Raw genomic sequence first — 21,599 nt, 5'->3', positions numbered from 1 at the left:
GCAATTCCTTGGCAATGTAAAGGCATTGACTGCTGTGGTTGCCGGACGTTCGCCTGAACTGGACGACCATCCGCAACAGGCATACCGTGGACAACTTCTTCAACGCTGTACAAGGACCCAGCCATGAGCCGTATTTTTGCTGACAACGCCCATTCCATCGGCAACACGCCGTTGGTACAGATCAATCGCATCGCGCCACGCGGCGTGACTATCCTGGCCAAGATCGAGGGGCGCAACCCCGGTTATTCGGTCAAGTGCCGGATCGGCGCGAACATGATCTGGGACGCCGAAAGCACCGGCAAACTCAAGCCGGGCATGACCATTGTCGAGCCGACTTCGGGCAATACCGGAATTGGCCTGGCGTTCGTTGCCGCCGCCCGTGGTTACAAACTGATGCTGACCATGCCGGCGTCGATGAGCATCGAACGGCGCAAAGTGTTGAAGGCTTTGGGCGCCGAACTGGTACTGACCGAACCGGCCAAAGGCATGAAGGGCGCGATCGACAAGGCTGCGGAAATTCTCGCCAGCGACCCGGCCACTTACTTCATGCCGGCGCAGTTTGATAACCCGGCCAACCCGGCGATCCACGAGAAGACCACTGGCCCGGAAATCTGGAACGACACCGATGGCGCAGTCGATGTGCTGGTCGCCGGCGTCGGAACCGGTGGAACCATTACCGGTATTTCGCGGTATATCAAGAATACCCAAGGCAAACCGATTATCTCGGTGGCCGTGGAGCCGGTGTCGTCGCCGGTGATTTCGCAGGCCTTGGCCGGCGAAGAGATCAAGCCGAGCCCGCACAAGATTCAGGGCATTGGCGCCGGTTTTGTGCCGAAGAACCTGGATTTGTCGATGGTCGATCGGGTTGAAGTGGTGACTGACGATGAATCCAAAGCGATGGCCCTGCGCTTGATGCAGGAAGAAGGGATTTTGTGCGGTATCTCGTGCGGCGCGGCGATGGCGGTAGCGGTGCGTTTGGCCGAAACCCCGGAAATGCAGGGCAAGACCATCGTGGTGATCCTGCCGGATTCCGGCGAGCGTTACTTGTCGAGCATGCTGTTCAGCGACCTGTTTACCGAAGCCGAGAACCAGGCCTGATCGCCAGACCTGTTTCAACGCGGGGATAAAGAAGCTTTTGTGGCCCGCAAGCGTTTATGGCAAAGGAAGTTTTTGTGGCGAGGGGGCTTGCCCCCGTTGGGTCGCGCAACGGCCCTTCTGTTGATCTGAAAAAACGGGATTGCTGCGCAATCCAACGGGGGCAAGCCCCCTCGCCACAGGTGATGTGTCTGGCTCACAACAGAGATGTTGCTGGTTAACCACAGAGCTGTGACTGCTCACACAGAAATGTTGCTGGCTAACCACAGAAATGTAATGGGCTCACCACATAGATAGGACTGGCTCGCTACCAGGGATCCATTACCCAATCAAAACCAACCCTGACCCAAGTCAGCCGTCGTTCAGGATGGTTATGGTAATAAGTGCTTTATTGCGCAACCTTTAACACTGTTTGTTCAATCAAGCGGGTTTTTCCCCGGTCCGGTAGTGGTTATCATGGCCGGCTGCCACGTCGGGTATAGGGCGTTGTGCACCAAAGCTTAAATCTCAAGGAGTCGTAGATGACCTTTTCCTTTGCCGCGAAGGCGTCGGTGTTGCTGCTGTTCCTCGGCAGTACCCTCTATGTGCATTTGCGCGGCAAGGCACGTTTGCCCGTCCTGCGTCAGTTCGTTAACCACTCGGCGTTGTTTGCGCCGTACAACGCGCTGATGTACTTGTTCTCTGGCGTGCCGTCCAAGCCGTATCTGGACCGCAGCAAGTTTCCGGAACTGGACGTGCTCAAGGACAACTGGGAAATCATCCGCGACGAAGCCATGCACCTGTTCGACGAGGGCTATATTCGCGCCGCCGAAAAGAACAACGACGCCGGTTTCGGCTCGTTCTTCAAAAAGGGCTGGAAGCGTTTTTACCTCAAGTGGTACGACAAACCGTTGCCATCCGCCGAAACCCTGTGCCCGAAAACCGTGGCGCTGGTCAGCAGCATTCCCAATGTCAAAGGCGCAATGTTCGCCCTGTTGCCGGGCGGCAGCCACCTTAACCCGCACCGCGATCCGTTCGCCGGTTCATTGCGTTATCACTTGGGGCTGTCGACGCCGAACTCCGACGATTGCCGAATTTTCGTCGACGGTCAGGTCTACGCCTGGCGCGATGGCGAAGACGTGATGTTCGACGAGACCTACGTGCATTGGGTCAAGAATGAGACGGAAAAAACTCGGGTGATTCTGTTCTGCGACATCGAGCGGCCGCTGAGCAACCGCTTCATGACGCGCATCAATCGCTGGGTCAGCGGCCTGCTGGGCCGCGCCACTGCACCGCAGAATCTCGACGATGAACACGTTGGCGGAATCAACCGCGCCTACGCCTGGAGCAAGAACTCCAGCGACAAATTCAGCGGCGTGGTCAAACAATGGAAACGCCGCAATCCCAAGGCCTACCGCATCGCACGCCCGATCCTCGCGGTGGTGGTGCTGGCATTGTTGGCGTATTGGTTGTTCGGCTAAAACCGGCCACGATAAAAAAACCGTTCCTTGTGAGCGGTTTTTTTATGCCTGGCGTTTGCGCAAAGCCCTGCCAAAAATGCCGCGCAAGCCGTTAAACTCCGTCGGCGGTACGGCCCTGTTCGACAGACTGTTCCCTGGGCTGGCTGCGCGCTCCCTGAATGAAATGAAGGGGCGGCACACCTGCCGTGTGCTGCCATAACCCCATGGAATAGGCGACTTTCAGTGACTCAATCCCTCAAGCCCGGCGAGAACACCACCCTCAGCATGCCCAAGGGGCAAGTCGTGGTCAGCCATGCGGCCGGCGACAATCTCGACGTTAACCTCACGGCGTTCCTCGTCACCGAAACCGGCAAGGTTGTCGACGACAGCGGCGTGGTGTTTTTCAACGCGCCGGAACACGCCTCGGGCGCCGCCAGTTTCATTGCGCCGGTCAGCCAGAACGGCGTGGTCAGCCACCGCATCGGTTTTGACCTGTCGCGTCTGCCGGCGAACATCACCAAAATCGCCATCAGCCTGACTCAGGATGGCAGCGGCGGTGGTTTCGCGGCGGTCAAGGACCTGCGCGCGCAAGTGATCGTCGGCGACCAGACCCTCGAACTCGCACCGGGCACGTTCTCGCAAGAGACCGGCATCGTCGTGCTTGAACTCTACGTGCGCAACGGCCAGCTCAAGGCGCGTTCGGTCTGGCAGGGATTTGCCTCGGGCCTCGCCGGGCTCTGCGGCCTCTACGGCATCGAAGTCGCCGACGAAGCGCCAGCCGCCGCGCCGACTGCAGCGCCAACCCCGACCCCGACCCCAGCGCCGCCCGCCGCCGCTAAACCGGTCAACATCGCCAAGTCGCTGATCACCCTCGACAAGCCCGGCACCAGCCACAAAGTGTCGCTGGAGAAAGGCCCGTCGGCGCCGAAAGTCATTCGCGTCAGCGCGACCTGGGTCGATAACGGCGATAACCAGGACAACGACGACCTCGATCTGCGCGTCGGCATTCTTCGCCCGGATGGCCGCATGTCGATCATCCAGGCACCGGACAAAAGCGGTTCGTTCGACGCCGATCCGTTCGTCTTCCACACCGGCGACGTGGTCAACGCCAGTGCCTCGGCGCCGGGCATCGAAACCGTGGAAATCAACCCGGCCATCTCCCAGCGCATGGGCGGCAAGGTTGCATTGGTGTGCAGCGTCTATTCGGCAGTAGCCAACGGCGCCGTTTCAGTAGCGTCGCTGAAGCCGAAAATGCGCATGGAATACGGCGATCAGGTGGTCGAATGCGCGTTTGAGTTCAAGAGCGGTTTCTTCAGCAGCATGGTCTACACCTACGTCATCGGCCTGATCGAAATCGACCTCGATCACATCGAACTGAGCCCGTCGGGCACCACCTCAAAAACCGGCAGCGAAGCCACGCCATGGCTGTCGCGCAAGGGCGACAAACTGCTGATCACCATGGATGGCCCACCCGTATTCAAAGGCCATCCGCCGCAAAGTGGTGGCAAGAAAAGCTACGTCTGAGATCGCTCGAACCGCCCCACAACCCCCGTAGGAGCGAGGCTTGCCCGCGAAGGCGTCAGTCCAGTCAACGCACATATTGACTGGACTGACGCCTTCGCGGGCAAGCCTCGCTCCTACAGGTTCGGTGCCAACTCGATTACGGTTTTGCCAACCCCGGCGCCTTGGTCACCGCCGGTTTCAACACCAGCCATAACGCCGCCCCGATCAATACCCCGCCGTACACGTGCGCCATCGACAACGGCTCGTCCAGCAGCAACGCGCCCCACAGCACGCCAAACGGCGGGATGACGAACGTCACGGTCATCGACTTCACCGGGCCGATCGAGCTGAGCAGGCGGAAGTACACGATGTAGGCAAACGCCGTACAGCCCAGGCCCAACCCGAGCAACGACAGCCAGACGTTCCAGCCGCCCCAGCTCGCCGGTGGCTGGGTGACAACGCTGTAGCCGAATAGCGGCAGCAAAAACAACGTCGCGCCGAGCATGCTGCCCAGCGCCGACAGACGACTGTCGAGGCCGCCGGCCTGATCGAGCCAGCGCCGCGCGAGGAATCCGGCGAAGCCGTAACAGGTAGTCGCGAGCAGGCAGGCGAGGGCGCCCATCAGCAATTGCATGTCGAACGCCACCGGGCCGGCGCGGGTCAGGACGCCGACGCCGAGCAATCCGAGAAACACCCCGCCGAGCTTGGCAGCAGTGAGCCGCTCATGGAAAAACAGGCCGCCGATCAACACGCCCATCAACGGTGTGGTGGCGTTGAAAATCGCCGAGTAACCGGCCGGCAGCACTTGCGCGGCCACCGAATACAGGGTCGCCGGCAAGCCGCTGTTGATCACGCCCAGCAGCATCACGGTTTTCAGTTTGCCCTTGAAATCCCAACTGATGCGCATCAGCCCGAGGATCACCAGCAACCCGGCGGCGGCAATCGACACGCGGAAAAACGCCGTGGGAATGGTGCCAATCACCGGCGCGATGACGCGCATGAACAGAAAACTCGCGCCCCAAATCGCCGCCAGCGACAACAAACGAACAATATCGACAGCGCTCACGGGGCACTCCTTCCTTTATAAGGGCGCAAGTGTTGCCGAGCGTCCTGTCGATGGCAACCGAAAACCGCGCAATCAATTCGCCGCGAAAAATACGCTTCTCCTGCGCACGGTTCAGTGGCTAAGCTCAGGTTTCCGAAATTCCCGCAGAGGTCTCACCATGCCGCAGCAATGGCCCGCCGCCGATATCGCCCGAATGATCCTCGATGGCTTTGACGATTACCGCGAGCATTTCCGGCAGATCACCGACGGTGCCCGCGCGCGTTTCGAGCAGGCCCAGTGGCAAGAGGCGCAAGTCGCCTCGGCGGCGCGGATCAACCTATACGAAGAAAAGGTCGGGGAAACCATCGCCCGTTTGCGCGAAACGTTCGACGATGCCGCGCTGATGGAAGTCAGCTGCTGGCCGCTGGTCAAAAGCGCCTACATCACGTTGATCGACCTGCGATTCGACGATGAACTGTCCGAGACCTGGTACAACTCGATCTTCTGCGGGCTGTTCAGCCACGACCTGATCAGCGACGGCTGCATGTTCATCCACACCACCCGGCCCAGCCTACGCCGCGCCCGCGCTGCGCAAACGCGCACCTACAAACCCCAGGGGCACTTGTCGGAAATGCTCGCGAGCATCTTCGCCGACTACCGTTTCAGCGAAGATTACGCCGACCTCGCCGGCGACCTGCGCCGCCTCGAAGCGCAACTGCGCGAAAACCTGCCGGACTGGGTGTGCAAGGACCCGGAGCTGTCGGTCGAACTGTTTTCCTCGGTGCTCTACCGCAACAAAGGCGCCTACCTGGTCGGGCGCATTTACACCCGTGACGAGCAATGGCCGCTGGTGATTCCGCTGCTGCACCGCGAAGGTCGGGGGATTCAGATCGACGCGCTGATCACCGATGAAGCGGACGTGTCGATCATTTTCTCGTTCACCCGTTCCTACTTCATGGTCGATGTGCCGGTGCCAGCGGAGTTTATCGGTTTCCTCAAACGCATCCTGCCGGGCAAGCACATCGCCGAGCTGTACACCTCGATCGGCTTCTACAAACACGGCAAATCCGAGTTTTATCGGGCGCTAATCAATCACCTGGCCAACACCGACGACCAATTCATCATGGCGCCCGGCGTGCGCGGCATGGTCATGAGCGTGTTCACGCTGCCGGGTTTCAATACTGTGTTCAAGATCATCAAGGACCGCTTTTCGCCGTCGAAAAACGTCGACCGCGCGACGGTGATCGAAAAGTATCGGCTGGTGAAAAGTGTCGACCGGGTCGGGCGCATGGCCGATACCCAGGAGTTTGCCGACTTCCGTTTTCCGCTGAGCAAGTTCGAACCGGCGTGTCTCGAAGAGCTGCTGGACGTGGCGCCGTCAACGGTGTCGGTCGAGGGCGATACCGTGCTGATCCGCCACTGCTGGACCGAACGGCGGATGACCCCGCTGAACCTTTATCTGGAAAACGCCAACGAAGCGCAGGTGCGCGAGGCGCTGGAAGATTATGGCTTGGCGATCAAGCAATTGGCGGCGGCGAACATCTTTCCCGGCGACATGTTGCTGAAAAACTTCGGCGTCACTCGCCACGGGCGCGTGGTGTTTTATGACTATGACGAGATTTGTTATCTGACTGAAGCCAACTTCCGGCACATCCCGCAGCCGCGCACCCCGGAGGACGAAATGGCCTCCGAACCGTGGTATTCGATCGGGCCGCTGGACGTGTTTCCGGAAGAGTTTCCACCGTTTTTGTTTGCTGACGCGGGACAGCGGCGGTTGTTCGATCAGTTGCATGGCGAGTTGTACAACGCCGATTACTGGAAAAGTCTGCAAGAGGCGATTCGCGCCGGGAAAGTCATCGACGTGTTCCCGTATCGGCGCAAAGGCCTCGACAACGAATAACCCCTGAAATCGACCCCTCACCCCAGCCCTCTCCCCAAGGGGGAGAGGGGAAAGGGAGCCGATCTTCGTGCTTTTCAGAATCTGCGTTCGACTCGGACTTTCAGGTCGATATAGCTCAAAAGAACACCTCGGTCAGTCCCCTCGCCCCTTTGGGGAGAGGGTTAGGGTGAGGGGTGGCCCTCCCTGACACGCCAAACACAGCCAAATCTGCGACAATCGCCCCCCTGCGCCACTAGACGACTTATTGCGTACCTGATGACTGACGAATCGCCTTCCATCGACAAACTGCTGAAAAACCTCGATCACGCCATGCTCGCCGACCGCCACCGGCTGCGGCGGCAGTTGCTTGAGCTGCGCAAGAAACCGGACGAGGCCAAGTTGGCCGCGTGGGTGACGCGCATGCAGGCGTCCTGTGATCAGGTGCTGGCGCGGCGTGCCAGCCTGCCGGTGATTCGTTACGACGACAGCCTGCCGATCGCCGCCAAGCGCGACGAAATCAAAGCCGCGCTGCTCAAGCATCAGGTGCTGATCATTGCCGGCGAAACCGGCTCGGGCAAAACCACCCAGTTGCCGAAAATCTGTCTGGAAATCGGTCGCGGCCAGCACGGTCTGATCGGCCACACCCAACCGCGCCGCATCGCTGCACGCAGCGTCGCCAGCCGGGTCGCCGAAGAATTGGCGACGCCGTTGGGCGCGCTGGTCGGCTATCAGGTGCGGTTCGAGGATCAGAGCGATTCCAATACGCTGATCAAGTTGATGACCGACGGCATCCTGCTCGCCGAAACCCAGAACGACCGCTACCTTGAACGCTACGACACGATCATCGTCGACGAAGCGCACGAACGCAGCCTCAACATCGACTTCCTGCTCGGTTACCTGAAAACCCTGCTGCCGCGCCGCCCGGACCTGAAAGTCATCATCACTTCGGCGACCATCGACCTCGAGCGCTTCTCCAAGCACTTCGACGATGCGCCGATTGTCGAGGTTTCCGGTCGCACGTTCCCGGTCGAAACCTGGTATCGGCCGCTGACGCTGGAGCAGGACGAAGAGGGCAACCGCGTCGAGGACGACTTGACCGTCGATCAGGCGATCCTCGCCACCCTCGACGAAATCGCCGCGTTCGAACGCAGCGAGCGCAAAAGTCCCGGCGACGTGCTGGTGTTTTTGCCTGGCGAGCGCGAGATTCGCGACGCCGCCGACATGCTGCGCAAGGCCCAGCTCAAACACACGGAAATTCTGCCGCTGTACGCGCGCTTGTCGCCGGCCGAGCAGCAGCGGATTTTCCAGTCGCACCCGGGCCGCCGTGTGGTGCTGGCGACCAACGTCGCCGAAACCTCGCTGACCGTGCCGGGCATCCGTTACGTGATCGACAGCGGCACCGCGCGCATCAGCCGTTACAGCTATCGCGCCAAGGTCCAGCGTTTGCCCATCGAGGCGATTTCCCAGGCCAGCGCCAACCAGCGTAAAGGCCGTTGCGGTCGGGTCGAGCCGGGCATTTGCATTCGTCTTTACAGCGAAGAAGATTTCATCGGGCGCCCGGAATTCACCGACCCGGAAATCCTTCGTACCAACCTCGCCGCAGTGATTCTGCAGATGCTCCATCTGCGCCTCGGCGAGATCACTGATTTCCCGTTTATCGAGCCGCCGGATGGCAAGGCGATCAGCGACGGTTTTAATCTGCTGCAAGAGTTGTCGGCGGTCGATCGCAACAGTCAGCTGACCCCGCTCGGACGCAATCTGGCGCGCCTGCCGGTCGACCCGCGCATGGGCCGCATGTTGCTCGAAGCGGCGAAACTCGGCAGCTTGCAGGAAGTGCTGATTGTCGCCAGCGCCATGTCGATCCAGGACCCGCGCGAGCGCCCGCCGGAACGTCAACAAGCGGCGGATCAGGCGCACGCGCAGTGGAAAGACGTCGATTCCGACTTCGCCGGGCTGGTCAATTTGTGGCGCGGGTTTGAGGAACAGCGCCAGGCGTTGACCGCGAGCCCGCTGCGCAACTGGTGCCGCAAGAATTTCCTGAATTACCTGCGCCTGCGCGAGTGGCGCGATTCTCACCGCCAGTTGAGCCTGATTTGCCGCGACATGCAGCTGAGCATCAACAAAGAGCCGGCGGATTATCCGAAGCTGCACAAAGCCGTGCTTTCCGGCCTGCTCAGCCAGATCGGGCAGAAAGCCGACGAAGGCGATTACCTCGGCGCGCGTCAGCGGCGTTTCTGGATTCACCCTTCGTCGGGCCTGGGCAAAAAACGTCCGCAATGGCTGATGACCGCCGAACTGGTGGAAACCACTAAGTTGTATGCGCGGATGGTCGCGAAGATTGATTCGGACTGGATCGAGCCGCTGGCCGGGCACTTGATCAAGAAAAACCACTTCGAGCCGCATTGGGAGAAGAAGCGCGGCCAGGTCGTCGCGTTTGAGCAGATCACTTTGTTCGGGCTGATCGTGGTCGGCCGCCGACCGGTGCATTACGGGCCGATTGATCCGCTGGTGTCGCGTGAGTTGTTCATTCGCGAAGGGCTGGTGCGCGGCGAGATTCAATCCAAAGCCAAGTGCCTGACGGCCAATGCGCAGTTGCTCGAGCAGCTCGACGAACTGGAAGCCAAGGCGCGTCGGCGCGACATTCTCGCCGACGAAGAAACCCTGTTTGCGTTTTACGACGCGCGTCTGCCGGCGGAAATTCATCAGACCGCGACGTTCGACAGTTGGTATCGGGTCAACAGTCAGAAAGACCCGCAACTGCTGATCATGCGCGAAGAAGACGTGCTGGCCCGCGAGGCCAGCGAAGTCACCGCGTTGCATTACCCGGACACGCTGCACATTGGCGATCTGGAGTTGGCGCTGAGTTACCACTTCGAGCCCAATCATCCGCGCGACGGCGTGACCCTGCGGGTGCCGGCGCCGTTGTTGCCGATGCTGCCGCCGGAACGTCTGGAATGGCTGGTGCCGGGTGTCATTGAGGCCAAATGCGTGGCGCTGGTGCGTAACTTGCCGAAGGCGCTGCGCAAGAATTTTGTGCCGGTGCCGGACTTTGTCAAAGCCGCGCTGCAACGCATGACCTTCGCCGAAGGTTCGCTGCCGCAGGCGCTGGGCCGCGAATTGCTGCGCATGACTGGCGCGCGGGTCAGCGATGAAGCGTGGGCCGAAGCCTCGCAGCAGGTCGACAGCCATTTGCGGATGAACCTGGAAATCGTCGATGGCCAAGGCAAGTTCCTTGGCGAAGGACGCGATCTGGCCGAGTTGACTGCGCGTTTCGCCGAGGCCAGCCAAGCGGCATTGGCCGTGCCGCAAACCGCGAAAAATCAGCAGCCGGTCGAGCCGAAAGTCTTTGCCGCGGTCGCCGAGAAAACCCAGCAGAAGATCGCCGGGCTGTCGATGACGGTGTATCCGGCGTTGGTCGAAGAGGCGGGCACGGTCAAGGAAGGGCGTTTCTCGACGCCGGCCGAAGCCGAGTTCCAGCATCGCCGCGCCTTGCAGCGTTTGCTGATGCAGCAGTTGGCCGAGCCGGCGAAGTTCCTGCGTGGCAAGTTGCCGGGGCTGACCGAGCTGGGCCTGATGTACCGCGAGTTGGGGCGTATTGATGCCTTGGTCGAGGACATTCTGCTGGCCAGTCTCGACAGCTGCATTCTGGAGGGCGAAGACCCGTTGCCGCGCGATGGCGCCGGGTTGGCCTCACTGGCCGAGCGCAAACGCGGCGGCTGGACCGAGCACGCCGAACGTCTGGCGAAGCTGACGCTGGAAATTCTCAAGCTCTGGCACGGTCTGCAAAAACGCTTCAAAGGCAAGATCGACCTCGCGCAAGCGGTGGCGCTGAACGACATCAAGCAGCAGCTGAGCAATCTGGTGTATCCGGGGTTTGTCCGTGAGACGCCGATGCAGTGGCTCAAGGAGTTGCCGCGTTATCTGAAAGCGGTCGAGCAGCGTTTCGAGAAGATCGGCGCGCAAGTGCAGCGCGACCGGGTCTGGAGCGGCGAATTGTCCGCGCTGTGGGGGCAATACCAGACTCGCGCGAACAAACACGCGCAGGAAGGCAAACGCGACCCGCAACTGGAGCTGTACCGCTGGTGGCTGGAGGAATACCGCGTGTCGCTGTTCGCCCAGCAACTGGGGACCAAAGTACCGATCTCCGACAAGCGCCTGAACAAACAGTGGAGCCAGGTCGAGCCATGATCGCTAGGTGTGCGATCCCCTGTGGCGAGGGGGCTTGCCACCGTCCGGCTGCGAAGCAGTCGTAAAATCACCGCAATCGGTAAACCTGATACACCGAGTTCGCAGGGTTTGGGGCGGCTTCGCCACCCAACGGGGGCAAGCCCCCTCGCCACAATGTTCGTGCGAGCATCCGGCAGTTGTTTGATCCAGCAAATAGGGCCAAACCGCGGCGTTTATGGCAAACTTCGCGCCTATAAACGCCGGTGCCGCGATTTTGAGCCTTCAGCGGCTCTCGCGGCTCGGAATAAAGCGATGCCAGGTTTGCTTCCCTGCGCGGGAACGAACCCTTTGTGTGTTGGTACGTCGGTGCCAGCGCTTTCTGCCTGAACAGATTAGAGAAACGACCATGCATAACGTCGTCATCAGCGGCACCGGCCTGTACACCCCGGCCAACAGCATTTCCAACGAAGAGCTGGTGCAGTCTTTCAATGCTTACGTCGCGCTATTCAACGCCGACAACGCTGACGCCATCGCGCGTGGCGAGCTCGAAGCGTTGACCGAGTCCAGTGCGGCGTTTATCGAAAAAGCTTCCGGCATCAAAAGCCGCTTTGTCATGGACAAGGACGGCATTCTCGACCCGCAACGCATGGCGCCGCGCCTGCCCGAGCGTTCCAACGACGAATGGTCGGTGCTTTGCCAAATGGCCATCGGCGCTGCCGAACAAGCCTTGCAACGCGCCGGCAAAACCGCCGCCGACATCGACGGCGTGATCGTCGCCTGCTCGAACCTGCAGCGCGCTTACCCGGCCATCGCCATCGAAGTCCAGGAGGGCTTGGGCATCCAGGGTTTCGGCTTCGACATGAACGTGGCGTGCTCCTCGGCCACTTTTGGCATCCAGGCCGCCGCCAACAGCGTGCAACTGGGCCAGGCGCGGGCGATCCTGATGGTCAACCCGGAAGTCTGCACCGGTCACCTGAACTTCCGCGACCGCGATAGCCATTTCATCTTCGGCGACGCCGCCACTGCGGTGATTGTTGAGCGCGCTGACTTGGCCACGTCCGAGTTCCAGTTCGACATTGTCAGCACCAAACTGCTGACCAAGTTCTCCAACAACATCCGCAACAACTTCGGTTTCCTCAACCGCGCGGCGGAAGAGGGGGTTGGCAGCAAGGACAAACTGTTCGTGCAGGAAGGCCGCAAGGTGTTCCGCGACGTCTGCCCGATGGTCGCCGAGCTGATCGCCACGCATCTGGAAGAAAACCAGCTGAATGTCGGCGACGTGAAGCGCTTCTGGCTGCACCAGGCCAACCTGAGCATGAACCACTTGATCGTGAAGAAATTGCTCGGCCGCGAGGCGACTGAAGAAGAAGCCCCGGTGATTCTTGATACCTACGCCAACACCAGTTCTGCCGGTTCGGTGATTGCGTTTCACAAGAATCAGGATGATCTGGCCGCTGGTTCGCTGGCGGTGCTCAGCTCGTTTGGTGCCGGTTATTCGATTGGTAGCGTGATCTTGCGCAAGCGCTAAGTGGTCAAAGAAAGACCGTAGCCGTTGGCTACGGTCTTTTTTTATGGGCGCTGGTTTTGTGAATGCCGGATTTTCTGCACAACCGCTTTCTTGAGGATGAGGGTTTGTGTGGCGAGGGGGTTCACCCCCGTTGGAGCGCGCAGCGGTCGCAAAAGCTGAGCCCCTGTTTAGCCAGACTGACCGCATTGCATGGTTTTGCGACTGCTTTGCAGCCGAACGGGGGTAAACCCCCTCGCCACAGGGATTGGGGGGGAGGGTGGGGAATATTTGGGTTTTGGGGGGAAGGGCTTGTAAAAACAACCTCGCGCTACGCATCGGACGGATGACGGGGACCGATGTGCAGCGCGAGTTGTAAAGGACGCTCGGGCTTCCTTGCCCGAGTCGAGTGGTGCGGATGTCAGAACTTGGCTTCGGCATCCAGTTGCAGGGTGTTGATTTTCGAGTCACGCACAGTGGCGTTGGTGTAGTCGGATTTGGCCATGAAATACGTCGCGCCGAGGGAGAAGTTCTTGTCCAGCTCGTAGCTGACTTTGACCTTGCTGCCACGCGAACCGGTGAAACCGTTGGCGAAATCGGAGTCGGTGAAGGCGCCGACCACTGCGTTGCGCTGCACATCGCGGTAGTTGTAGTCCACGCCGAAGCCGTAGAACTTGGTTTTCACACCGGCCAGCCAACCCATGTCCTGGTCGTTGCTGGCGTCCTTGTTGTTGACGATCTGGCCGTACAACGACAGCGGTACTGGCAAGCCGCCGATGTCGAGTGCGCCGAAACCTTCGTACAGTTTGAATTCTTCGCCAGCGCTGTTGCCGTTGATCGCCAGCGTGGTGGTGTTGTCGTCATTGTCGTAACCGTAGACGCTGCCGCCCAAGGTCATTTTCAGGTTGTCGGTGATCGCGAAACGCGCGCCCAATTGACCGGCGTACAGACGCAAGTCGTGGCGGAATTGCTTGCCTTCGCCATCGACGTTGTCCTTCAGCGTGTAATGGCCAGCGCTACCGAACAGCTCGACCGGGCCCAACGCGTGCTGATAAGTCGCGGCGAGGCCTTCAGGGCTGATATCGCTATCCCAGATGATGTCGCCAGTGCTGACCCACGGTTGCGCCATCTTGCCGCCGATCAGGTGCAGATCCTTGATCGCAGTCGGGTGGTAATCGACGTAACCCTGGTCGAGCCAGATGTCTTTCTTGGTGAAGTTGTTGTCCAGGCTCTGGTTGGTCGAGCGCGAATCGTTGTCGCTGCCGGTAGCGATGCGGATACCGGTGCTGACTTGCGGGTTGATCTCGGTGTAGGCACCGAGGCGCACACGCACGCGCTGGCGATCCTGGTCGCCGGTGTTCGACACGCCATCGTTCTTGACCGTTTCCTGGCGGAAGCGCACGTCGCCCTTGAATTGAGTTTTGGCGGCCCACGCCAGTTTCTGGTCGAAGCTGCTCAGTTCGTTGGTTTTCTTCGCGGTCGCAGCGATTTGCTCGTTGGTTTCCTGCTGGGCCTGACGGGCGATTTGCTGGTCTTTCTGATCCCTGGCCAGTTCGGCTTGCAGCTCGCCGTATTGCGCGTTGGTAATCGAACCGTTTGCCTTGAGCATGTCGAGCAATTTGGCGTCGACTGCGGCGCTGGCCGGAACGCTCATGGCCAGCAACAGACCGCCACACAGGGCCGCCGCAGTTTTCGTGGAAGCAAGACGCATATCAATCTCCGAAGAAGAAAAGGGATGACTGAGCCATCCAAGGACACAACCGACCGTTGGCGGACGGTAAACAGTGGCCGGGTAGAACCCGACGCTCTAAAAACTGGCGCCAGTATCGCGATGGATTATTACAGTGCGGTGGCAAAGTGATGGCAGATGCGTGACGTTATGCGATGCGCTGGAACCTTCGGTGCAGAGCCTTGTCGGCGCATCACGGGGTGTGCAATGTGTGGCGATAGGCGATACTCGCCGGGCTGTCACGCACAGAAATGGTGAGAACGCTGATGCCGCTGCAATGTCTGGAAAGTCTGTCTGAAATCGCCCCGCACACGTGGGACGCGTTGGTCCCCGAACGTCAGCCGTTTCTGCGCCACGCCTTTTTGAGTGCGCTGGAAGACAGTGGCAGCGTAGGCCCGCACACCGGTTGGCAGCCCGAGCATCTGCTGCACGTCGAGGGTGATCGGCTGATCGCGGCGTTGCCCAGTTACCGCAAGTGGCATTCCTACGGCGAGTACGTGTTCGACCACGCCTGGGCGGACGCCTGCGCCCGTGCCGGCATCGACTATTACCCGAAGTTGTTGACCGGCGTGCCGTTCAGCCCGGTCAGCGGCCCGCGTCTGTTGGCGGCGACGCTGGAAGACGGTTTCGAGTTGCTCAACAGCCTGCCGGGTTATCTGGAAATCGAAGAACTTTCCAGCGCGCACATCAACTTCACCGACCCGTTTACCGACGCGGCGCTGGCCGAACAGCCGGGTTGGCTGCAACGTATCGGCTGCCAATACCACTGGCAGAATCGCGACTATCGGGATTTCCAGGATTTCCTCGACGCGCTGAGTTCGCGCAAGCGCAAACAGATGCGCAAGGAACGCGAGCAGGTGGCGGGGCAGGGCATCGAGTTTGAATGGCTGGAAGGTGCGCAACTGAGCGAAGCGCAGTGGGATTTTGTCTATGCCTGCTACGCCAATACCTACGCGGTGCGTAGGCAAGCGCCTTATCTGACGCGGGAATTCTTCAGCCTGCTGGCCGAGCGCATGCCCGAAGCGATTCGCGTGGTGCTGGCCAAACAAGGCTCACGGCCGGTGGCGATGGCGTTCAGCCTGATCGGTGGTGACAGTTTTTACGGACGTTACTGGGGCTGCCTGGCGGAGTACGACCGGCTGCATTTCGAGACGTGTTTTTATCAAGGCATGGACTACGCGATCGCCCATGGTGTGCAGCGCTTCGACGCCGGGGCGCAGGGCGAACACAAATTGATACGCGGCTTTGAGCCGGTAATCACTCATTCCTGGCACTACCTGCGGCATCCGGGGCTGAAAGCGGCGGTCGAGGATTTCCTGCAACAGGAGCGCGTCGGCGTATTGGCGTATGCGGAAGCCGCGCGGGCCGCGTTGCCGTACAGGCAAGGCTAAACAGCCCACACAAATCGCCCTTGCAGGAGTGAGCCTGCTCGCGACAGCGCCGTGTCAGTCGACATCCATGTCGAACGGTTCGACGCCATCGCGAGCAGGCTCGCTCCTACAGGGTTTGGTGGTGGTTGATCGGAATCAATCGATACCGACAAACCCACCGGTCTGATGCGCCCACAACCGCGCGTACAACCCGCCATGCGCGAGCAGTTCGGCGTGGCTGCCGGTTTCGGCGATCTTGCCGTTTTCCAGCACCACCAGCCGATCCATGCGCGCGATGGTCGACAGTCGGTGAGCAATCGCGATCACGGTTTTGCCTTGCATCAGGGTTTCCAGGCTTTCCTGAATCGCCGCTTCGACTTCCGAATCCAGCGCTGACGTGGCTTCATCCATGATCAGGATCGGCGCGTCCTTGAGCAGCACCCGCGCAATGGCGATGCGCTGACGCTGGCCGCCGGAGAGTTTCACCCCGCGTTCACCGACGTGCGCGTCAAACCCGCTGCGACCTTCGGCGTCCGAGAGCAACGGGATGAACTCGTCGGCGCGCGCCTTGTGCGCGGCTTCCCAAAGTTCGGCGTCGGTCGCATCAGGTTTGCCGTAAAGAAGATTGTCGCGGATCGAGCGGTGCAGCAGCGAGGTGTCCTGAGTGATCATGCCGATGCGCTCGCGCAGGCTTTCCTGGGCGACCTCGGCGATGTTCTGGCCGTCGATCAGGATCTGCCCTCCCTGCACGTCATACAGGCGCAGCAGCAGGTTGACCAAGGTCGATTTGCCGGCGCCGGACGGGCCGATCAAGCCGATTTTCTCGCCGGGTTTGATCGTCAGGTTGAGGCCGCCGATGATCCCGCTCTTCTTGCCGTAGTGGAAATCCACGTCCTCGAAACGCACCTCGCCGCGCACCACTGCCAGCGGCTTGGCCTGCGGGCGATCGGTGACGCTGACCGGCTGGGCGATGGTCTGCAAACCGTCCTGAACCATGCCGATGTTTTCGAAAATGCCGTTGACCACCCACATGATCCAGCCGGACATGTTGACGATGCGAATCACCAGGCCGGTGGCCAGGGCAATCGCGCCGACCGAGATCAGCGACTGCGTCCACAGCCACAGCGCCAGGCCGGTCGTGCCGACGATCAGCAAGCCGTTCATGCTGGTGATGACCACGTCCATGCTGGTCACGACGCGACCCGCCAGTTGGGCTTTTTCGGTTTGTTCTTCGATCGCTTCGCGGGCATATTGCTGCTCGAAATTGGTGTGGGCGAACAGCTTCAGCGTGGTGATGTTGGTGTAGCCGTCGACGATCCGCCCCATCAGTTTGGAGCGCGCATCGGAGGACACCACCGAGCGTTCCTTGACCCGTGGCACGAAGTAGCACAGCGCGCCGATGTACGCGGCGATCCAGCTCAGCAGCGGGATCATCAGGCGCCAGTCGGCCTCGGCGAACAACACCAGCGAGCTGATCGCATAGATCAGCACGTGCCACAACGCGTCCACCGCTTGCACCGCCGAATCGCGCAGCGAGTTGCCGGTTTGCATGATGCGCTGGGCGATGCGCCCGGCGAAGTCGTTCTGGAAGAAATTCAGGCTCTGCTTGAGCACGTAACTGTGGTTCTGCCAGCGGATCAGGCTGGTCATGCCGGGGCTCAGGGTCTGATGCACCAGCAAGTCGTGCAGGCCGACAAAGATCGGCCGAAACAGCAGCGCAACCACTGCCATCCAGGCCAGTTCGATGCCGTGTTCCTGAAAGAAATTGACGTTCGGCGTGCCTTGGGTCAGGTCGATGATGCGGCTCAGGTAACTGAACAGCGCCACTTCGATCAACGCGCCGATCAGGCCGACGATCAGCAGGGCGGCGAAACTCGGCCAGACCTGCTTCAGGTAATAGGTATAGAAGGGGAGAACCCGGTCCGGCGGGGCTGCCGTCGGTGCGTCGCGGAAGATGTCGATCAGTTTTTCAAAACGGCGATAAAGCATTGGTTCTCCGCCCGCGCTGGGGCTCTCCTTTAAACACGATGAGCGCCGCCGGCAAACACCGGCGACGGCTCACATTCCCTGTGCAGGTCAGTCGATGACTTTGGCCGACTTGATGAACACAGGATCGGCAGGAACGTCTTTCATGCCGCCGCGAGTGGTGGTCGGCGTGTTGACGATGATGTCGACAACGTCCATGCCTTTGACGACTTTGCCGAACACCGCATAACCATCGCCGGTGTCGAGGAAGTCGTTGTCTTTGACGTTGACGAAGAACTGGCTGGTGGCCGAATCCGGGTTCGAAGTGCGGGCCATCGACAAGGTGCCACGGACGTTATGCAAACCGTTTTTCGATTCGTTCTTGATCGGCGCTTTGGTGTCTTTCTGTTGCATCTGTTGGGTGAACCCGCCGCCCTGGACCATGAAGCCCGGGATCACGCGGTGGAAAATCGTGTTGTTGTAGAAGCCGCTGTTCACGTAATCAAGAAAGTTCTTGGTACTGATCGGTGCCTTGACCGCGTCCAGTTCGATTTCGATCTGTCCATTGGTGGTTTCCAGCAGCACATGCGGGGCTTTGGCGGGCGTGGCGGCCATCAGGTTGGCGGCGAACAGAACGGAGCCGGCGACGAGGGCGATTTTTTTCAGCATGGGTCAGTGATCCTGATTGGTGGTGTCGACTGCGGTGAGAAACTCGAGCAGCGTTTGGTTGAAGCGTTCGGGTTGATCCAGCGGGGTGGCGTGGCGCGAATCGGCGATCACCACCAGCCGCGCATCGGGCAGCAGTTTTACATAGGTTTCTTTCAGCGCGACCGGCGTGTAGTCACGGTCGGCGGCAATGATGAGGGTTGGACAGGCGACCTTCGAAAGTCGTTCCTGAACGCCCCAGCCGACAATGGCATCGAAGCTGGCGAGATAAGCATGTTTGGCGTTTTTTGCCCAGCGCTCGGCCATTTTCTGACGCAAATCGGCTTGCTCCGGTTTCGGAAACAACTTGCCGCCCAGCGCTTTGCCGATGGTGCCGAGGCTGAGGACGCGCATCAGGCTCCAGCGCTTGAACCACTGCCAGTAATCGTCGCGACTGCGCAATTTGACCTCGGGTGCGCTGTTGACGATGCACAGGCTTTTGAGCAATTGCGGCTGATCGGTGGCCAGTTGAAAACCGATCATTCCCCCCATCGACAAGCCGACGTAATGCGTCGGGCCGAGGTTCAGGTGGTCGATCAGCGCGATCAGGTCGGCGCTGAACCCGGCGATGCTGTAACGCTCGCGGGGCTTGTCCGAGCGACCGTGGCCGCGCACGTCCGGGACGATCACCCGGTAGCGGGCGGCGAGCGCCGGGATCTGCATTTCCCAGTCCAGCGTGCTCGAACCCAGCCCGTGGACCAGCAGCAATGGAGCGCCGTGGCCATATTCCTCGTAGTGCAGGTTGCAACCTTCGTGTTCGAAATAGGCCATGCAATTGCTCCGTGTCAGGCTTGTTCTGGTGCGGCGAAAGGTGCATCCAGCGGCGCGGTATCGAAGGTGCGCAGCAGGTCGATAAGAATCTGCGTCGCCGGGCCGAGGGGTTTGTCCTTGTTCGAATACAGGTAAAAACTCGGATTACGGCTGCCGCCCTGGTCCAACGGTAGCAGCTTGAGCGTGCCGTCCTTCAATTCGCGTTCGATCATGTGCCGTGGCACCCAGGCAAACCCCAGGCCGTTGCTGACAAACGTGGCGGCGGTGGCGAGGCTGCCGACGGTCCAGCGCTGTTCGGCGCCGAGCCAGCCGACGTCGCGTGGCTGCTGGCGGCCGGAGTCGCGGATGACCACTTGCATCTGGGTTTCGAGGTCCTGAAAACTCAGTTCGCGGTTCAAGCGGTGCAAGGCGTGATCGGGGTGCGCGACAGCGACGAATTCAACGTCGCTGAGCTCCGCGCCGAGGTAACCGGGGATGCTGAAACCGGTGATGGCCAGATCGGCCACGCCTTCGAGCAACACTTCTTCCACGCCCGACAACACCTCTTCGCGCAGGCGCACGCGGCAGCCACGGCTTTGCGGCATGAACGCGGTGAGGGCGCGCACCAGGCGCGCGCTCGGGTAGGCAGCATCGACCACCAGACGCACTTCCGCTTCCCAGCCTTGCTCCATGTGATGGGCGAGGTCTTCGAGTTGGCTGGCCTGTTTGACCAGTTGTCGCGAGCGGCGCAGCAACACGCCGCCGGCCTCGGTAAGCACGGCTTTGCGACCGTCGATGCGCAACAGCGGCACGCCGAGTTGGTCCTGCATGCGGGCGACGGTGTAGCTGACAGACGATTGCGAGCGATGCAGCGCTTCGGCGGCCTGGGCGAAACCGCCGTGGTCGACCACGGCTTGCAATGTTCGCCATTGATCAAGCGTCACGCGGGGCGCTTTCATGATGAGCTCCTCTTGTCCTAAGCTGGCGGTCCTTATTGGAGACTGCCGAATGAAAAAATTCTGTTATGGGGTGTCGGGTTGTGTCTTGTTGGCGCTGTTGCCGCTGACCGCGCAGGCCTATCCGATCGATGTCAGCAAACAGCTCAATGGCCTGAGCATCGATTACAACGCCTTCGACACGGACAACGACATCGCCTCCATTCAGGTCAATAACTACGGCAACACCGACGCGACCTGCCGGGTGGTGTTCAACAATGGACCGGAAGCACCGCGCACCCGCACCATCGAAGTGCTGGCCGGCAAGCATAAAAACGCGACTGCCAAGTTCACCCGCGAAATCATCAAGATGCGCATCACGCTGACCTGCACCCCGAAATAAGATAAATCCCTGTAGGCGCGAGGCTTGTGTGGCGAGGGGGCTTGCCCCCGTTGGGTCGCGAAGCGGCCCCAAAACTTCCACCGCAGTGTTTCAGCTGAACCGCGATGGCTGTAATACGACCGCTTCGCAGCCGGACGGGGGCAAGCCCCCTCGCCACAGAAGTTGATTGATGCATCGCTTGATGAGCTTATAAACGAATTTATCGATGCGTTATAGCAGTTATTTGCGCTTTTTCATCGATATGACTCTGTTTAATCTCCACTCCATCGCCTTACAGCATTCTCAGATGGAGCCTACAAGCCATGTCCAACGTTCTGATCGTTGAAAGCAGCGCCCGTCAGCAAGATTCGGTTTCGCGCCAACTGACCCAGACCTTCATCAGCCAGTGGAAAGCCGCGCACCCGGCCGATCAGATCACTGTTCGTGACTTGGCCATCAATCCGGTGCCGCACCTCGACAGCAACCTGCTTGGCGGCTGGATGAAAGCGGCGGACCAACGCAACGACGTCGAACAGGCTTCGCTGGACCGCTCCAATCAATTGACCGATGAATTGCTCGCTGCCGATGTGTTGGTAATGGCCGCGCCGATGTACAACTTCGCGATCCCGAGCACTCTCAAAGCGTGGCTCGACCACGTGTTGCGGGCCGGCGTGACGTTCAAGTACACCGACACTGGCCCGCAAGGCGTGCTCACCAACAAGCGCGCCTACGTGCTGACCGCTCGCGGCGGCATCTACGCTGGCGGCCCGGCGGATCACCAGGAACCGTACCTGCGCCAGGTCATGGGTTTCATCGGCATCCACGACGTCACGTTTATTCACGCCGAGGGCATGAACCTGGGCGGCGACTTCCAGGAGAAGGGCTTGAACCAGGCCAACGCCAAGCTTTCCCAAGTCGCTTGAGGGTTTTAATCGCCAGATAATCGCTGGCTGTTCAAGTGACCTGGCGCAACCCCTTCAAGGCTTTACGCGCATCGACCTCCCTTTGCACTTGTTGCTCCTGAGTGCTGTAGCCCGATTGAACGCATTAGCGAGATCGGGCTTTTTTTTGCCCGGGATTTGCGTGTTCTCGCGATTGATGACAAAACCCGCTATCGTCGCCGCCATTCAA

At 60.3% G+C, this 21,599-nt stretch carries 15 protein-coding genes; 9 read left to right on the top strand and 6 right to left on the bottom strand.

All coding sequences use genetic code 11. The features are described from left to right. The first annotated feature begins 123 nt into the window (after window positions 1-123). The 3 genes from cysK (at window position 124) to BLU01_RS05290 (ending at window position 4,058) form a co-directional block, all read left to right on the top strand. Window positions 124-1,098, top strand: coding sequence for a cysteine synthase A (gene cysK, locus BLU01_RS05300; protein WP_092271673.1), 975 nt, complete (start codon window positions 124-126; stop codon window positions 1,096-1,098). Between the two features lie 518 nt (window positions 1,099-1,616). Beyond that, window positions 1,617-2,555 (top strand): aspartyl/asparaginyl beta-hydroxylase domain-containing protein, encoded by a 939-nt coding sequence (locus tag BLU01_RS05295; protein ID WP_092271670.1) that lies wholly within the window; start codon window positions 1,617-1,619, stop codon window positions 2,553-2,555. 222 nt (window positions 2,556-2,777) lie between these two features. Further along, window positions 2,778-4,058: a TerD family protein gene (locus BLU01_RS05290; RefSeq protein ID WP_092271667.1), complete on the top strand. Its 1,281-nt coding sequence runs from the start codon at window positions 2,778-2,780 to the stop codon at window positions 4,056-4,058. Window positions 4,059-4,194: 136 nt separating this feature from the next. Here BLU01_RS05290 and BLU01_RS05285 read toward each other — a convergent pair whose 3' ends face one another. Further along, the gene (locus BLU01_RS05285) at window positions 4,195-5,103 is read right to left on the bottom strand and encodes a DMT family transporter (protein WP_092271664.1); all 909 of its coding nucleotides are present in this window, start codon (window positions 5,101-5,103) and stop codon (window positions 4,195-4,197) included. A gap of 157 nt (window positions 5,104-5,260) precedes the next feature. Between BLU01_RS05285 and aceK the strand changes: the two genes are divergently transcribed. From aceK to BLU01_RS05270, 3 genes are all read left to right on the top strand, one after another. Continuing rightward, on the top strand, window positions 5,261-6,982 hold the full coding sequence (gene aceK, locus BLU01_RS05280; RefSeq protein WP_092271661.1) for a bifunctional isocitrate dehydrogenase kinase/phosphatase: 1,722 nt from the start codon (window positions 5,261-5,263) through the stop codon (window positions 6,980-6,982). 255 nt (window positions 6,983-7,237) lie between these two features. After that, window positions 7,238-11,149 (top strand): ATP-dependent RNA helicase HrpA, encoded by a 3,912-nt coding sequence (gene hrpA / locus BLU01_RS05275; protein WP_092271658.1) that lies wholly within the window; start codon window positions 7,238-7,240, stop codon window positions 11,147-11,149. A gap of 385 nt (window positions 11,150-11,534) precedes the next feature. Then, a complete protein-coding gene (locus tag BLU01_RS05270; protein WP_092271655.1) occupies window positions 11,535-12,656 on the top strand; it encodes a beta-ketoacyl-ACP synthase III in 1,122 nt (373 codons plus the stop codon). 397 nt (window positions 12,657-13,053) lie between these two features. Here BLU01_RS05270 and BLU01_RS05265 read toward each other — a convergent pair whose 3' ends face one another. Further along, the gene (locus tag BLU01_RS05265; RefSeq protein ID WP_092271652.1) at window positions 13,054-14,343 is read right to left on the bottom strand and encodes a putative porin; all 1,290 of its coding nucleotides are present in this window, start codon (window positions 14,341-14,343) and stop codon (window positions 13,054-13,056) included. 284 nt (window positions 14,344-14,627) lie between these two features. On the opposite strand from BLU01_RS05265, the gene BLU01_RS05260 reads away from it, so the two are divergent. Then, window positions 14,628-15,752 carry a GNAT family N-acetyltransferase gene (locus tag BLU01_RS05260; RefSeq protein ID WP_092271649.1) on the top strand — a complete coding sequence of 375 codons (1,125 nt, stop codon included), beginning with the start codon at window positions 14,628-14,630 and terminating at the stop codon, window positions 15,750-15,752. A gap of 135 nt (window positions 15,753-15,887) precedes the next feature. Here the strand turns inward: BLU01_RS05260 and BLU01_RS05255 are convergent, their stop codons facing one another. From BLU01_RS05255 to BLU01_RS05240, 4 genes are all read right to left on the bottom strand, one after another. Next, window positions 15,888-17,720 (bottom strand): ABC transporter ATP-binding protein, encoded by a 1,833-nt coding sequence (locus BLU01_RS05255; RefSeq protein WP_092271646.1) that lies wholly within the window; start codon window positions 17,718-17,720, stop codon window positions 15,888-15,890. A gap of 87 nt (window positions 17,721-17,807) precedes the next feature. Then, window positions 17,808-18,365, bottom strand: coding sequence for a peptidylprolyl isomerase (locus BLU01_RS05250; protein ID WP_092271643.1), 558 nt, complete (start codon window positions 18,363-18,365; stop codon window positions 17,808-17,810). Between the two features lie 3 nt (window positions 18,366-18,368). Further along, window positions 18,369-19,172: an alpha/beta fold hydrolase gene (locus tag BLU01_RS05245; RefSeq protein ID WP_092271640.1), complete on the bottom strand. Its 804-nt coding sequence runs from the start codon at window positions 19,170-19,172 to the stop codon at window positions 18,369-18,371. A gap of 14 nt (window positions 19,173-19,186) precedes the next feature. Continuing rightward, window positions 19,187-20,110: a LysR family transcriptional regulator gene (locus BLU01_RS05240; protein WP_092271637.1), complete on the bottom strand. Its 924-nt coding sequence runs from the start codon at window positions 20,108-20,110 to the stop codon at window positions 19,187-19,189. Between the two features lie 49 nt (window positions 20,111-20,159). Between BLU01_RS05240 and BLU01_RS05235 the strand changes: the two genes are divergently transcribed. Together BLU01_RS05235 and BLU01_RS05230 are read left to right on the top strand one after the other, a co-directional pair. Further along, on the top strand, window positions 20,160-20,489 hold the full coding sequence (locus BLU01_RS05235) for a 3-phosphoglycerate kinase (protein ID WP_092271634.1): 330 nt from the start codon (window positions 20,160-20,162) through the stop codon (window positions 20,487-20,489). A gap of 302 nt (window positions 20,490-20,791) precedes the next feature. Then, window positions 20,792-21,391: an FMN-dependent NADH-azoreductase gene (locus tag BLU01_RS05230; protein ID WP_092271631.1), complete on the top strand. Its 600-nt coding sequence runs from the start codon at window positions 20,792-20,794 to the stop codon at window positions 21,389-21,391. The last annotated feature ends 208 nt before the right edge of the window (window positions 21,392-21,599 follow it).

Source organism: Pseudomonas prosekii, assembly GCF_900105155.1.
In the GTDB taxonomy this organism is placed as follows: domain Bacteria; phylum Pseudomonadota; class Gammaproteobacteria; order Pseudomonadales; family Pseudomonadaceae; genus Aquipseudomonas; species Aquipseudomonas prosekii.
The sequence above is the reverse complement of the archived record's forward strand: the minus strand, read 5'-3'. Positions and strand labels throughout refer to the sequence as shown.

Coding starts and splice junctions, on each gene's coding strand:
- cysK (WP_092271673.1), top strand. CDS start 124: ATGAGCCGTATTTTTGCTGACAACGCCCATTCCATCGGCAACACGCCG.
- BLU01_RS05295 (WP_092271670.1), top strand. CDS start 1,617: ATGACCTTTTCCTTTGCCGCGAAGGCGTCGGTGTTGCTGCTGTTCCTC.
- aceK (WP_092271661.1), top strand. CDS start 5,261: ATGCCGCAGCAATGGCCCGCCGCCGATATCGCCCGAATGATCCTCGAT.
- hrpA (WP_092271658.1), top strand. CDS start 7,238: ATGACTGACGAATCGCCTTCCATCGACAAACTGCTGAAAAACCTCGAT.
- BLU01_RS05270 (WP_092271655.1), top strand. CDS start 11,535: ATGCATAACGTCGTCATCAGCGGCACCGGCCTGTACACCCCGGCCAAC.
- BLU01_RS05265 (WP_092271652.1), bottom strand. CDS start 14,343: ATGCGTCTTGCTTCCACGAAAACTGCGGCGGCCCTGTGTGGCGGTCTG.
- BLU01_RS05260 (WP_092271649.1), top strand. CDS start 14,628: ATGCCGCTGCAATGTCTGGAAAGTCTGTCTGAAATCGCCCCGCACACG.
- BLU01_RS05255 (WP_092271646.1), bottom strand. CDS start 17,720: ATGCTTTATCGCCGTTTTGAAAAACTGATCGACATCTTCCGCGACGCA.
- BLU01_RS05250 (WP_092271643.1), bottom strand. CDS start 18,365: ATGCTGAAAAAAATCGCCCTCGTCGCCGGCTCCGTTCTGTTCGCCGCC.
- BLU01_RS05245 (WP_092271640.1), bottom strand. CDS start 19,172: ATGGCCTATTTCGAACACGAAGGTTGCAACCTGCACTACGAGGAATAT.
- BLU01_RS05240 (WP_092271637.1), bottom strand. CDS start 20,110: ATGAAAGCGCCCCGCGTGACGCTTGATCAATGGCGAACATTGCAAGCC.
- BLU01_RS05235 (WP_092271634.1), top strand. CDS start 20,160: ATGAAAAAATTCTGTTATGGGGTGTCGGGTTGTGTCTTGTTGGCGCTG.
- BLU01_RS05230 (WP_092271631.1), top strand. CDS start 20,792: ATGTCCAACGTTCTGATCGTTGAAAGCAGCGCCCGTCAGCAAGATTCG.